At 60.6% G+C, this 12,005-nt stretch carries 17 protein-coding genes; 15 read left to right on the forward strand and 2 right to left on the reverse strand.

The features are described 5' to 3' along the window. The 14 genes from KDB76_RS27860 (at nucleotide 1) to KDB76_RS27925 (ending at nucleotide 10,992) form a co-directional block, all read left to right on the forward strand. Complete coding sequence (locus KDB76_RS27860) at nucleotides 1–552, forward strand: phage protein Gp27 family protein (protein WP_038410266.1); 552 nt, start codon at nucleotides 1–3, stop codon at nucleotides 550–552. After that, a complete protein-coding gene (locus KDB76_RS27865; RefSeq protein WP_038410267.1) occupies nucleotides 549–2,168 on the forward strand; it encodes a phage protein in 1,620 nt (539 codons plus the stop codon). Before KDB76_RS27860 ends, KDB76_RS27865 begins: the two co-directional genes overlap by 4 nt. After that, the gene (locus tag KDB76_RS27870; protein WP_038410268.1) at nucleotides 2,165–3,667 is read left to right on the forward strand and encodes a DUF935 family protein; all 1,503 of its coding nucleotides are present in this window, start codon (nucleotides 2,165–2,167) and stop codon (nucleotides 3,665–3,667) included. Before KDB76_RS27865 ends, KDB76_RS27870 begins: the two co-directional genes overlap by 4 nt. Before the next feature lie 2 nt (nucleotides 3,668–3,669). Further along, nucleotides 3,670–4,494: a phage minor head protein gene (locus KDB76_RS27875; protein ID WP_038410269.1), complete on the forward strand. Its 825-nt coding sequence runs from the start codon at nucleotides 3,670–3,672 to the stop codon at nucleotides 4,492–4,494. Then, nucleotides 4,491–4,973, forward strand: coding sequence for a phage virion morphogenesis protein (locus KDB76_RS27880; RefSeq protein ID WP_038410270.1), 483 nt, complete (start codon nucleotides 4,491–4,493; stop codon nucleotides 4,971–4,973). Before KDB76_RS27875 ends, KDB76_RS27880 begins: the two co-directional genes overlap by 4 nt. Before the next feature lie 232 nt (nucleotides 4,974–5,205). Continuing rightward, nucleotides 5,206–6,306, forward strand: coding sequence for a peptidase (locus KDB76_RS27885; RefSeq protein WP_038410271.1), 1,101 nt, complete (start codon nucleotides 5,206–5,208; stop codon nucleotides 6,304–6,306). 15 nt (nucleotides 6,307–6,321) lie between these two features. Then, the gene (locus KDB76_RS27890; RefSeq protein WP_038410272.1) at nucleotides 6,322–7,245 is read left to right on the forward strand and encodes a hypothetical protein; all 924 of its coding nucleotides are present in this window, start codon (nucleotides 6,322–6,324) and stop codon (nucleotides 7,243–7,245) included. Between the two features lie 8 nt (nucleotides 7,246–7,253). Then, nucleotides 7,254–7,601 carry a hypothetical protein gene (locus tag KDB76_RS27895; protein WP_038410273.1) on the forward strand — a complete coding sequence of 116 codons (348 nt, stop codon included), beginning with the start codon at nucleotides 7,254–7,256 and terminating at the stop codon, nucleotides 7,599–7,601. After that, nucleotides 7,601–7,933, forward strand: coding sequence for a capsid cement protein (locus KDB76_RS27900; protein ID WP_038410274.1), 333 nt, complete (start codon nucleotides 7,601–7,603; stop codon nucleotides 7,931–7,933). Before KDB76_RS27895 ends, KDB76_RS27900 begins: the two co-directional genes overlap by 1 nt. Nucleotides 7,934–7,935: 2 nt before the next feature. Next, nucleotides 7,936–8,370 carry a DUF1320 domain-containing protein gene (locus KDB76_RS27905; protein ID WP_038410275.1) on the forward strand — a complete coding sequence of 145 codons (435 nt, stop codon included), beginning with the start codon at nucleotides 7,936–7,938 and terminating at the stop codon, nucleotides 8,368–8,370. Next, nucleotides 8,367–8,798, forward strand: coding sequence for a Gp37 family protein (locus KDB76_RS27910; protein WP_038410276.1), 432 nt, complete (start codon nucleotides 8,367–8,369; stop codon nucleotides 8,796–8,798). Before KDB76_RS27905 ends, KDB76_RS27910 begins: the two co-directional genes overlap by 4 nt. A 27-nt stretch (nucleotides 8,799–8,825) precedes the next feature. Continuing rightward, nucleotides 8,826–9,032: a hypothetical protein gene (locus tag KDB76_RS27915; protein WP_038410277.1), complete on the forward strand. Its 207-nt coding sequence runs from the start codon at nucleotides 8,826–8,828 to the stop codon at nucleotides 9,030–9,032. Further along, a complete protein-coding gene (locus tag KDB76_RS27920; RefSeq protein WP_038410278.1) occupies nucleotides 9,032–10,468 on the forward strand; it encodes a phage tail sheath subtilisin-like domain-containing protein in 1,437 nt (478 codons plus the stop codon). Before KDB76_RS27915 ends, KDB76_RS27920 begins: the two co-directional genes overlap by 1 nt. Then, a complete protein-coding gene (locus KDB76_RS27925; protein ID WP_038410279.1) occupies nucleotides 10,468–10,992 on the forward strand; it encodes a phage major tail tube protein in 525 nt (174 codons plus the stop codon). Before KDB76_RS27920 ends, KDB76_RS27925 begins: the two co-directional genes overlap by 1 nt. A gap of 65 nt (nucleotides 10,993–11,057) precedes the next feature. Here KDB76_RS27925 and KDB76_RS27930 read toward each other — a convergent pair whose 3' ends face one another. Continuing rightward, nucleotides 11,058–11,252, reverse strand: coding sequence for a hypothetical protein (locus KDB76_RS27930; RefSeq protein ID WP_038410280.1), 195 nt, complete (start codon nucleotides 11,250–11,252; stop codon nucleotides 11,058–11,060). A 101-nt stretch (nucleotides 11,253–11,353) separates the two neighbouring features. Between KDB76_RS27930 and KDB76_RS27935 the strand changes: the two genes are divergently transcribed. Then, nucleotides 11,354–11,668, forward strand: a complete 315-nt coding sequence (locus KDB76_RS27935; RefSeq protein WP_038410281.1) for a phage tail assembly protein — start codon at nucleotides 11,354–11,356, stop codon at nucleotides 11,666–11,668. Between the two features lie 59 nt (nucleotides 11,669–11,727). On the opposite strand, the gene KDB76_RS27940 is transcribed toward KDB76_RS27935, so the two are convergent. Beyond that, the gene (locus KDB76_RS27940; protein WP_038410282.1) at nucleotides 11,728–11,985 is read right to left on the reverse strand and encodes a hypothetical protein; all 258 of its coding nucleotides are present in this window, start codon (nucleotides 11,983–11,985) and stop codon (nucleotides 11,728–11,730) included. Nucleotides 11,986–12,005: the final 20 nt, after the last annotated feature.

The raw sequence follows: 12,005 nt of genomic DNA on the forward strand, positions 1-12,005 counted from the left end.
ATGGCGGGTAAATCCTCCATCAACCGCTTGCCCCCAATGGTCAAGGCCTACATCCAGAAGCTGCTGCGCGAAGACCGGATGACCCTGGATGAGATGCTGGAGGACATCCGCCATCGTTTCCCCAACGAAAAAGCGCCCAGCCGTAGCGCCCTCGGCCGTTTCAAGGTGGGCTTCGAGCAGCTCACCGAGAAGGCTCGTCAGACCCGCGAGCAGGCTGAAGCCTTCGTCGGCGCCCTCGGCGAGGATGCCAGCGACAAGACCGGTGCCTTGCTGGTCGAGGCCATTTCGACCCTGACCTACCAGGCCGCGCTGGGCGCCCATGAAAACGACGAGGTGACCATCAAGGAGGTGGCCACCTTGGCTCGCGCCGCCAAGGCCACCATGGAAGCCCGTACCCTCAGCGTTAAAGAGCGTCAGGTTATCGAGAAAGCGGCCCGCGAACGCCTGCTCCAGGAACAAGCTGCCGAACTGGACAAGGAAGTCCGCAGCGGTGGCATGGACGAAGAACAGGCCCTGTTCTGGCGGCAGAAGTTCCTCGGGGTGAAAGTATGAGCCAGCCGGTCGTGAAGCCCAGCACCAGCACATTGCGCGTTGTCGAATGGGACGAGCTGCCGGAGTCGGTGCGTACGATCCCGGATGGCTACAACCCCATCACCGAAGGCCTGCTGATGGCGCACCAGGCCGATTGGCTGGCCATCAACGCGCAAATCAAGCTCTGTGAGAAAGGCCGCCGTACCGGCATCACCTTTGCCGAGGCTCTGGACTCGGTAATCACTGCCGCCTCACGCAAGAGCGCAGGCGGCATGGACGTGTTCTACGTCGGCGACACCAAGGAAAAGGGCCTGGAGTTCATCGGCTACTGTGCCAAGTTCTCCCGCGTGATCGCCGAGGCCCAGGCCTCGGGCGTCAGCGAGATCGAGGAGTTCCTGTTCGAGGATCAGGACGAGTCGGGTAACACCCGCCAGATCAATGCCTACCGAATCCGCTACGCCTCCGGCTTCAAGGTCGTCGCACTGTCGAGCAACCCGGCCAACCTGCGCGGCCTGCAGGGGAAGGTGATCATCGACGAAGCTGCCTATCACCGGAATGTCTCCGCCGTGCTCGATGCCGCGACCGCGTTACTGATCTGGGGCGGCCGCATCGTCATCATCAGCACCCACAACGGCAAGGCCAACGCCTTTAACCAGATGATCGCCGACATCCAGGAAGGCCGCTATGGCGATGCCGCCGTGGTCTACAAGGCCACCTTCGACGATGCTGTGGCCAATGGGTTGTATGAGCGGCGCTGCATGATGCGTGGCGAGGCGCCCACGGCCGAGGGCAAGGAAGCCTGGTACAAGTCCATTCGCAATGCCTACGGCCCGCGCAAGGCGCAGATGCGTGAGGAACTGGATGCCATCCCGCGTGACGGCAACGGTGTGTGCGTACCGGGCGTGTGGATTGAAGATGCCATGCGTCCAGATCGCCAGGTGCTGCGTCTGGCCCTGGACGAAAGCTTCACCCAGCAGGCTGTTTACCGCCGTGAGGCCTATGTCGAAACCTGGATCGAGCCGCACCTGCTGCCGCTGTTGCGACAGCTCGATCCGGAACTGCGCTGGTTCCTGGGGATGGACTACGCCCGTCACCGCGACTTTTCGATCATTTGCCCCATGTCGGTCGATCAACAGCGTCATCGCGATGTGCCGTTCGTGGTGGAAATGCACAAGGTGCCAACCCGCCAGCAACAGCAGGTGTTGTTCACCATTCTGCGTGCACTGCCGAACTTCATGGGCGCCGCCCTGGACGCCTCTGGTAACGGCGAAACCCTTGCCGAAGATACGGCTGACGAGTTCGGGCGCGAGCGTATTCACCAGGTGAAGTTGTCGCGTGCCTGGTATGGCGCCTGGATGCCGCGCTTCGTTGGCCTGTTCGAGGACGGCACAATCACGCTGCCAAGGGATGACTCGCTGCAGCAGGACATCCGCGCTATCGAAACCGTCGATGGCATCCCCATGATCGTCAAGGCCCGTCAGCAAGACCTCAAGGACCCGGAACTCTATCGACACGGCGACTTCGCCGGCGCTGGTGTGCTGGCCACCTTCGCCACCCTGGAGGCAGCCTCCGGTCCCGTCATTGTCAAATCCCGCCGTCGCAGAACGATGGCCCGCATTACTCAGGGGTACGCATGAGCAACAAAGGTGTGTGGGTCAGCCCCACCGAGTTCATCAGCTTCGCCGAGGCCAAGCGTGACAAGAGCCTCACCGACCATATCGCCAGCCGTGGCCGCAGCTTCGACGCCCAGGCACTGGGCATGTACCTGCCCAATCCGGACCCGATCCTCAAGGCCCAGGGCAAGGACATCAAGGTCTATCGCGACCTGCGCAGCGCCGCCCTGGTCGGCGGGAACATCCGGCGTCGTAAGTCTTCGGTGCTGGCCTTGGAGCGGGATCTGAAGCGAGCCAAGGCACCCGTTCGCGTCGAGCGGTTCATTCGAGACTGGCTGGCTGACCTGGATCTGGACCGTATTGTCCGCGAGCTGCTCGATGCTCCGTTGTTCGGCTACCAGCCGGTCGAACTGATGTGGAAGCCTGTAGGGTTGAACCTGGTACCTGAGGATCTCTTGGGCAAGCCAGCCGAATGGTTCCTGTACGACCAGGACAACCAGCTACGCTTCCGCGCCCGCGATGCCGGTATCCAGGGCGAGTTGTGTGATCCGCAACGCTTCGTTGTGGCGCGTCAGGACGCTACCTACAACAACCCCTATGGCTTCGCCGATCTGTCCATGTGCTTCTGGCCCGTGGTGTTCATGAAGGGCGGCATGAAGTTCTGGGTGCAGTTCACCGAGAAGTACGGCAGCCCATGGCTGATTGGTAAACACCCGCGCGGGGCGTCAACCAAGGAAACCAATGAATTGTTGGATAGCCTTGAAGGGATGGTCCAGGACGCGGTGGCGGTCATACCGAATGATTCCAGTGTCGAGATCAAGGAAGCGGCCGGTAAGACCGGCAGTGCCGATGTCTACCGTGAACTGCTGATGTACTGCCGCAGTGAGATCAACGTGGCCCTGTTGGGTCAGAACCAGACGACGGAAGCAGAGGCGAACCGTGCCAGCGCCCAGGCCGGCCTGGATGTCACCGAGGATATCCGTGATGGTGACGCGAGCATCGTCGCAGCGACACTCAACGCGGTCATTCGCCGGGTGGTTGATCTCAATTTCGGCGAGAATATCGACGCCCCCGTGTACGAACTGTGGGAGCAGGAGCAGATCGACAAGGCCTTGGCCGAGCGCGACAAGTCGCTGACCGAGTCTGGCGTCAAGTTCACCACAGCCTACTGGCAACGTACCTATAACCTGCAGGACGGTGATATCGAGGCCACTGCTGCGACGCCGGGCGAGGTTAATGCCGACTTCGCTGAGTCAAGTTTACGTCCGGTGCTGGATCAGCACGCCCTGGACCAGGCTATCGATGGCTTGTCCCCTGCGGATCTTCAGCAGCAGGCCGAGCAGGCGTTACTGCCCGTCATCGAGGCCCTGCAGAAGGGCCGCGACGAAACCGAAGTCCTGGGGTTGCTGGCGGAGACCAGCCCTGACCTTGATGCGACAGCCCTGCAGGCGCTACTGGCCAAGCTGATCTTCATGGCGAATCTCTGGGGCCGCCTGAGTGCAGCGGCTGATCGGGAGGACTGATCATGGCTACTGCACAACCGGTCAATCCGGCCGACCTCAAGGCTATTTTCGGACTGGAGCCTGCCGCCGCCATCGCTTATCTGAAGGGCAAAGGCTATGCGATCTCTTGGGATTGGCAGGACATGCTCGATGCGGCCCATGATCAGGCGTTTACGGTGGCCAAAGCCATGCGCCTGGACTTGCTGTCGGACATCCGCGAGTCACTGGAGCGCGCTCTGCAGGAAGGCAAGACCCTGCAACAGTTCACCACTGAGTTGCAGCCCGTCCTGGAGCAACAAGGTTGGTGGGGCAAACAGGTCCTGGTCGACAGCGAGGGCAATGCCGAGATGGTCCAGCTGGGCAGTCCTCGCCGCCTCAAGACCATCTACCAGACCAACCTGCAGAGTGCCTACATGGCCGGCCGCAAGTCCTCCATGGAAGAAGCGGTTGAGACCCACCCGTACTGGCGCTATGTTGCGGTGATGGATGGCAAGACCCGCCCTAGTCATGCCGCGCTCAACGGTGTGGTGTATCGGCATGACGACCCGATCTGGTCCACCATCTTTCCACCCAACGGCTTCAACTGCCGCTGCCGGGTGACGGCCCTGTCCGAAGCGACCATGAAGCGGCGCAAGCTAACACTGGTCTACAGCGATGGTAACGTGCGCACCGATACCGTTGAGGTCGGGGTCAACAAACGCACTGGGGAGATCCGCACTGCAGAGGTGACCATCGTTCGGGTGCCAGATGCCAACGGTAAGCTTCGCCAGTTCCGCACTGACCCTGGCTTTAATCACAGTCCAGGCGAAGGTCTGGCCGCAGCGCTGAAACGCAAGGAGTCTGCATGATCACCATCGAACTGGACCATCAGCGAGTCCAGGAAGTACTCCGTCAAGTTGAATGGGCCGTCGGCGATCTGGCACCGCTGATGCGGGGTATCGCGGCTGAGTTCGCCAGCATCACCGAGGAGAACTTTGAGGCTGAGGCGCAAGGTGATGATCCATGGCAAACACTGTCTGAGGTCACCACTGCACGACGCGAGGCGACCAGCACCTGGCCGGGGCAGATGCTTCAGGTAAGTGCCGGTGGCTTGGCGGCCTCGGTCACAACTCAAGCCACAGACAGTAGCGCCCTGGTCGGCAGCAACAAAGTCTACGCTGCCATGATGCACTTCGGCGGCAGCCAGGAAGCGTTTCCTCACCTGTGGGGTGACATTCCTGCGCGGCCATACCTGCCGATGGATGCTGAGGGCAAGCTGCAGCCCGAAGCCGAAGACTCTATCCTGGATCTCGCGTTGGGCCACCTGGAAAAGGCCGCCCGCCAGTAACCGCCCTGGGAGCGCCGCAACGCATTCGGCGCTCCGGTTCATCCTCCAAACGCCTCACAACGCAAACTAATGCTTTATAGGGCTTTATAAAGCTAGGCCCCGAGCCTCTTTCGCGTTGCACTTCCGGCTTCTAGCCGCACGCGGCGAATCTGCACTCTTTAAACCCGATTAAAAGTCTTCGGCCGTTCGGCCGGGCACGCTGTGCGCATCTCCTCCCATCAGCGCACAGCCCATGAAACCACTGCATATTTTCAAGCCTGGCAAGCATGTCGCCATGAGCGGTGACAGCTTCGACTTTAGCGAGTCGGACTTGGCCGCCACCGTGCTGGCCTATGACCCGGCGCGGCATGAAGCCCCCCTGGTCATCGGCCACCCGAAGCATGACGTTCCGGCCGTTGGTTGGGTCCAGTCGCTGGCCACCGCCACCGACGGGTTGATCGCTACTCCAGCACAAATTGATCCCGCCTTTGCCGAGTTGGTGGACAAGGGCAGCTTCAAGAAAATTTCCGCCTCGTTCTACCACCCCAATTCGCCGAGCAACCCGGTACCAGGTGTGTACTACCTGCGTCATGTGGGCTTTCTCGGCGCTCAGCCGCCAGCAGTGAAAGGACTACGTCCCGTCGAGTTTGCTGACGGTGAGGAAGGCGTCATTGAGTTCGCTGACTTTGGCCATGAAACCAGCGCCTCCCTATGGCGTCGTCTGCGCGATTGGCTGATTGGTGAGCGCGGCCTGGATATCGCCGACCAGGTCATTCCGGACTGGCAGATCAACAGCCTTGCCGAAGCCGCTCGCCATGAGGACGAGCCGCGTCCTTCCTTTTCCGACCCCAACCAACCCGCAACCGTCGAGGAATCCACCGTGACCCCCGAAGAAATCGCCGCCATGCAGGCGGAAAACAAGCGCCTCCAGGGAGTGGTGCAGCAGCACCAGGAAGAAAAGCTCCAATCCCGACAAGCATCCATTCACGCAGCCAACGTCGCCTTCGCCGAAGAGTTGGTCGGCGCGGGCAAGCTGCTGCCTAAGCACAGTGCTGCGCTGGTCGCTGCCCTGGACTTCGCCGAGTCGGGTGACAAGCCACTGGAGTTCGGTGAGGGCGATGCCCGGCAGCCCGTCGTCGCAGGTCTGAAGGCCATCTTCACCGACCTGCCAAAGCAGATCGACTTCGCCGAAAAAGCCAGCAAGGAACGCCACGGTGCTCACGGCCAAGCAGTGGACCTGGAGTTCGCCGAGAAGAACACCGATCCCGACCGTCTCCAGTTGCACCAGCGCGCTACTGCCCTGGCTGTCGAGAAAAACATTCCTTACGAGTCGGCCATCCGCCAACTCATCTGATCCCCAGGAGCAACCATGGCTGATCGTTTGAAACAACTTCGGGTCGTTGACCCGGTCCTGACCAACCTGGCGCGTGGTTATCGCAACGCCCAGCTCATTGGCGAGGCGCTGTTTCCAATTGCCCTGATCGACAAAGAAGCGGGGACCATTCCGCTGTTCGGCAAGGAAGCATTCGAGCTGTACGACACCGAACGTGCGATCCGTGCCAATTCCAACATCATGACCCCCGACGACCTGGACGGCCTGGACGTGGTCCTGCGTGAGCACGACATCGCCTATCCAGTGGATTACCGCGAGAAGAGCGAATCCATGTTCGACGCTGAGTCGCGAGCCTCACGCCGAGTCGTCGACATCATCGACCTGCGCCGTGAAGTCGCTTGCGCCAAGTTGGCTCAGTCCCCCAGTACCTATCTGGCTGGAGCCAAGGTGACCCTCGCGGGCTCCAGCCAGTGGAGCAATGGTGGTGGTGATCCGATCCAGGACGTTGAGCGCGGGAAGGAAGTGGTCCGCAGCCGCGTCGGTATCCGCCCGAACACCATCACCATGGGCGCCTCGGTGTACGCCTCGCTCAAGTTCCACCCCAAGCTGCAGGAAGCGCTGGGCAGCAATGAACGCAAGCTGATCACCTTGGAACACCTCAAGGCGCTGTTCGGTGTCCAGGACATCTTCATCGGTGAGGCGCTGGCCAACGCTGGCACGTTTGGCGACATCTGGACCGACAGCCTGCAGCTGGCCTACGTGGCCAAGCCCCAAGCTGGGGCCCAGAACAACTATGAAGACCCAAGCTTTGGCTACACCCTGCGTCGTAAGGGCATGCCGGAGATCGATACCTACGACGCAGCTGGCGGCAAGGTGCGCTATGTGCGCAACACCGACATCTACAAGCCCGTCGTGGTCGGCGCCGATGCCGGCTACCTGATCTCCGACATCAACGCTTGAGGTGAACCATGGCAGCCACTAAATCGAACCAGGACAAGGACACCGCAAAACCTGAGGTGGTCCAGGAACAAAGCGCTCAGGCGCCGACCGGCGCGTCGCCAGCACCAGCACCAGCACCAGCACCAGCACCAGCACCAGCACCAGCACCAGTGAATGGTGACGGTCTCAGTGCGCAACAGAGCAATGACGGCAGCGCCGATCCGCAACCCGAGAAGCTGGCTTATGAAGTCACTGGCCGCACCGATGTGTTGCACAACGGTGTTCTCTACACCGAGGCCAAGGCTCTCTTGCTTGACGTGGCCGAGGCTCGCCCCTTGTTGAAGAACGGCTGCATCAAGCCGAAGGATGCTTATTAATGAAGACGAAACAGACGGTACTCACCACGTCGGTGGTGGCCCTGGTGGATCTCCCGCGCTTCGTGTTCGCTGGCTTTGATGGTGGTCTGTGTGCAGCCGGCGCGAAGTCACCCGGCCTAGTTGCAGCTGACACTGAAGTAGGCAACGTGGCGCCGGTGGATGTCCTGGGCATCTGCTTGGTCACCGCAGGCGCAGCTATTGCCAGTGGTGCTGAGGTCGAGTCGAACGTGGATGGCCACGCCGTGACCTTGGCCGCTGGCAAGAGCAATGGTTTCGCCATGGATGCGGCTACCGCTGCAGGTGATGTCATTCGCATCGTGCGCGGGATCTGACCATGCGCTACTGCAACCGCATGGACATTGGCAATGCCATCCCAGAGCTGACCCTGGTTCAGCTCTCCAACGATGACCCGGCTGCCGAGCAGCCCAATGAGAGCGTGATCGAGGAGGCCGTCCGCCAGGCTGAAGAGCTGGTGGATGGCTACATGCGAGGCCGCTACGTCTTGCCGCTCGACCCGGTGCCGACCGTTCTGCGGGATGCAGTGGTGTACTTGGCCCGCCACTGGCTTTATCAGCGCCGTCCCGAGGGCGTGCTGCCTGATGCAGTGAAAGACAGTCGTAAAGACACGATCAAGCTCCTGGAGAGTATCCGGGATGGTGTGGTGACGTTGGGTATGCCCAGCGGTCAGATCGCCCCGGAGCCTGGTGAGATTCGTGTTCGGGCTCGTCGCCAGCAGTTCGGTGACGACACTTGGAGTGGTTACCGATGAGCCAGACGACAGCGATCCTCGACGCCTTTGTTACTCAGCTGAAGAACACATTCGGCCAACAACTGGCCGTCGAGCTGTTCCCGGAGGCGCCGTCGAAATACCGCCTGAACCATCCCCGTGGCGCCATCCTGGTCGCGTTCGGCAGCTCTAAGTTTGGCGACCCGGAAGCGCTCGATGCAGTGTTCCAACAGCGCAACCTGATCATTCCTCTGACCCTGGTGTTCCGCCAGCTCAATGGACGCGACGGGGTGGTCGGCTATCTCGACGCTGTCCGGGACTGCCTTACTGGCTGGTATCCACCCCACTGCGACAACGCTTGCCGCCCTGCCGATGAAAGCTTCATCGGCCAGGTCGCGGGCCTCTGGCAGTACACCCAGCGTTTCGCGACCCGTGCCACCCAATTGCAGCAGACCGGCTTCAGCGGATAGCGGCAAAACTCAATTAGAGGACACCCTGTGAATCTCACCACATACATCTATAAGGGGCCGCGCAGCTCGTCGACCTTGCGGGTCGATAACAAAGAGCTGGAGGTTCATCTGAATCCAGGCAGGCCGGTTAATCTGCCGGCCGAGCACGAATACACGCGTGTGCTTCTGGAGCTGAAACACCTGGAGCCCGCGCCCGCTGAACAGGCTAGCGTCCAGAAAAAAGGAGGCAAATAATGGCCGCTAATTACCTCCACGGTATAGAGACCCTGGAAGTCGAGCGTGGACCACGTGCGATCAGCGTCGTCAAAAGTGCGGTGATCGCATTGGTCGGTACGGCGCCCATCGGCGCGGTAAACACCCTGACCCTGTGCCAAACCGAACCTGACGACGCTCAGTTCGGTCCTGAGCGACTCACGGCCCAGGGCTACAGCATTCCCGAGGCGCTCGCGGGTATCCATGCGTTCGGCGCTGGCACCGTCCTGGTCATCAACGTCCTGGACCCTGCGGTCCATAAGTCCAGTGTTGCCAGCCAAGAACGCACCTTCGGCATCAATGATCGTCTGCAGCTTGGCAATGGTGCCCTGCAATCACTCACCCTGAAGCCCAGCGGCCAGGGTGACGCCTACGTCGTCGGCACCGATTACACCGTGGATATGGTCACCGGTCTCGTCATCCGTGTCGCAACTGGCGGCATCCCTGCAGGAGCGGCGATCAAGGCCGACTACACCTACGCAGATCCCAGCCTGGTGACAGCTGCAGAGATTATTGGCTCGGTTAGCCTGGCCGGCCTGCGCTCTGGGCTGAAGGCCTTCCCAGACAGCTACAACCTGTTTGGTTTCTTCCCGAAACTGTTCATCGCTCCGGGGTTCTCGACCCTTAACTCTGTCAGCGTTGAGCTGATCGCCAGCGCAGAGCAGATGGGTGGCATCGCCTACATCGATGCGCCCATTGGTACCACGCCGGCTCAGGCAAACGCCGGACGCGGCCCAGCCGGCACCATCAACTTCAACACCAGCAGCGATCGCGTGCGCCTGTGTTATCCCCATGTGAAGGTGTACGACGCCGCTATCGACGGCGAGCGTTTGCAACCATTGTCGATTCGCGCTGCTGGCCTGCGTGCGAAGGTGGATCTGGATAAGGGGTACTGGTGGTCCAGTTCCAACCAAGAGCTGATTGGCGTGATCGGTCTGGAGCGTTCGCTGACGGCTCGCGTGGATGACTCCAACAGTGAGGTCAATCTCCTCAACGAGAACGGCATCACCACCGTGTTCAATTCCTTCGGGACCGGTCTGCGTTTGTGGGGTAACCGCACGGCGGCCTGGCCGTCCGTCACCCACATGCGCAACTTCGAGAACGTGCGCCGTACCAAGGATGTCATCGACGAGTCGATCCGTTACAGCTCGCTGCAGTTCGTTGACATGCCTGTCAGTGACTCGCTGATCGACACCATCACCGAGAGCGTGAACCAGTTCGGGCGCAAGTTGATTGGTGATCGAGCACTGTTGGGCTTCGAGTGTTGGTACGACCCAGCGCGCAACCCGCAAACCGAGCTGGAGCAAGGGCACTTACTTTTCAGCTACAAGCTGACTGTGCCCCCTCCAATGGAACGCGGCACCTTCGAGACCGAGATCACCGGGGAATACCTGGTCAACCTGGGGAGTGACGAGTAATGGCTGGCTTCGCCGCACACCGCATCACCAATGCCAACATCTACCTCGACGGCCAGGAGTTTTTCGCACGTGCCGAAGAGATCGATCTCGGCAGCGTCAAGGCTGTTACCAGCGACTTCCAGGGGCTGGGCATGGTTGGCCTGATTGCGCTACCGGATGGCATCGACAAATTGGAAGGCAAGATCACCTGGAACAGCTTGTATGCCGAGGCCGGCACCAAGCTGGCCAGTCCGTTCAAGACCGTCCAACTGCAATGCCGTAGCAACGTTCAGGTGTTCAACAACGGTGGCCTGGTCAAGGAGATTCCGCTGGTCACCTTCCTGACCATCATGCCTACGGAGTATGGACTGGGCACTTTCAAACCCCGCGATGCCGCGAAGTTCGAGACGCCATTCTCGGCGATCTATGTGCGCCAGCTCCTGGACGGCCGCGAGATCCTGTTGCTGGACTACCTGTCCAACATCTTCAAGGTCGATGGTAAAGACCAATTGGCGGATTACCGCAAGAACATCGGGCAGGCATAGCCGGAAGGACTGGGGCACGGATGCCCCTGCATGGAAACAGAAGCCCCGCATTTGCGGGGCTTCCTTTATTCGGACTTGCGGAACAGTGCGTTGACATAGCCCCGCAGGTGATTCCTTGCAGTAGATTCCGGGTACATCCCATTCAGCGTGGTTTCTCTCTGCGAACCATCCGGCAAATACACGATCAGCTCATCCCCCACCACGACGTAACTGGCCGAGTAGGTCACCCCCTCGCGTTCCCATGTCACTTCATCATCCATATCCGCCTCCTCAGCATCTTTAAACCGGATTAAAAGCCAAACCTGCCACCCAGACGCGATGCTTAGGGCTCATTCCCACCAAGCAATCTGGAGCAACGAACATGGCTGAAGCCATCCACATTCCTCTCAAATTCCCCTTCACCACGGCAGCCGGTGTATTCCTGGACAAACTGCCAATTCGCCGGCCCAAGCGCAAGGACATCGCCGCAGGCCAGCGGCAGGCAGCGGACGAAGCCGGGCTTGAAGACTACCTGGTTGCAAAGATGACTGGCCTCACCTTGGAGGACCTGGGTGAACTCGACATCGCTGACTCGAAAACCGTGTCTGCGGTGTTTCGGGAGTTGGCTAGCGGCGGAGACGGTTCTCAGGAGCTGGGACGAAGCGCTGCTCCTGGTGCTGAGGATGCAGCCGAGTGAAATAGCCAGGCTGGAAATAGAGGAGTACTGGCGATGGTGCGAGGTGTGTGAGCGCGAGATCAATCGTCGGATCGAAGCTGCCGAGCAGCTGAAACAACGATAGCTACCAGTCCCGCCGCTATCCCCAGCACCAAAGCGCCACCCGCTGCCACAGGGGTGGCCACCAGGGCCAACAACGGCAGGCCCACACAGAAAGCCACAATCGCAACCCAGAACGAGAGGTTTGCCAGGCACAGCCAGGCGAGCGCAAGTACCCCACTGGCCATGACCAGTGCATAGAGGGTGCGAGCAGTGCGAGTGGCGATGATTTCAAACATGACTGCAGCGTAGCAAATAA

The organism is Pseudomonas sp. JS425 (assembly GCF_018223845.1).
GTDB lineage: Bacteria > Pseudomonadota > Gammaproteobacteria > Pseudomonadales > Pseudomonadaceae > Aquipseudomonas > Aquipseudomonas asiatica.

Coding starts and splice junctions, on each gene's coding strand:
- KDB76_RS27860 (WP_038410266.1), top strand. CDS start 1: ATGGCGGGTAAATCCTCCATCAACCGCTTGCCCCCAATGGTCAAGGCC.
- KDB76_RS27865 (WP_038410267.1), top strand. CDS start 549: ATGAGCCAGCCGGTCGTGAAGCCCAGCACCAGCACATTGCGCGTTGTC.
- KDB76_RS27870 (WP_038410268.1), top strand. CDS start 2,165: ATGAGCAACAAAGGTGTGTGGGTCAGCCCCACCGAGTTCATCAGCTTC.
- KDB76_RS27875 (WP_038410269.1), top strand. CDS start 3,670: ATGGCTACTGCACAACCGGTCAATCCGGCCGACCTCAAGGCTATTTTC.
- KDB76_RS27880 (WP_038410270.1), top strand. CDS start 4,491: ATGATCACCATCGAACTGGACCATCAGCGAGTCCAGGAAGTACTCCGT.
- KDB76_RS27885 (WP_038410271.1), top strand. CDS start 5,206: ATGAAACCACTGCATATTTTCAAGCCTGGCAAGCATGTCGCCATGAGC.
- KDB76_RS27890 (WP_038410272.1), top strand. CDS start 6,322: ATGGCTGATCGTTTGAAACAACTTCGGGTCGTTGACCCGGTCCTGACC.
- KDB76_RS27895 (WP_038410273.1), top strand. CDS start 7,254: ATGGCAGCCACTAAATCGAACCAGGACAAGGACACCGCAAAACCTGAG.
- KDB76_RS27900 (WP_038410274.1), top strand. CDS start 7,601: ATGAAGACGAAACAGACGGTACTCACCACGTCGGTGGTGGCCCTGGTG.
- KDB76_RS27905 (WP_038410275.1), top strand. CDS start 7,936: ATGCGCTACTGCAACCGCATGGACATTGGCAATGCCATCCCAGAGCTG.
- KDB76_RS27910 (WP_038410276.1), top strand. CDS start 8,367: ATGAGCCAGACGACAGCGATCCTCGACGCCTTTGTTACTCAGCTGAAG.
- KDB76_RS27920 (WP_038410278.1), top strand. CDS start 9,032: ATGGCCGCTAATTACCTCCACGGTATAGAGACCCTGGAAGTCGAGCGT.
- KDB76_RS27925 (WP_038410279.1), top strand. CDS start 10,468: ATGGCTGGCTTCGCCGCACACCGCATCACCAATGCCAACATCTACCTC.
- KDB76_RS27930 (WP_038410280.1), bottom strand. CDS start 11,252: ATGGATGATGAAGTGACATGGGAACGCGAGGGGGTGACCTACTCGGCC.
- KDB76_RS27935 (WP_038410281.1), top strand. CDS start 11,354: ATGGCTGAAGCCATCCACATTCCTCTCAAATTCCCCTTCACCACGGCA.
- KDB76_RS27940 (WP_038410282.1), bottom strand. CDS start 11,985: ATGTTTGAAATCATCGCCACTCGCACTGCTCGCACCCTCTATGCACTG.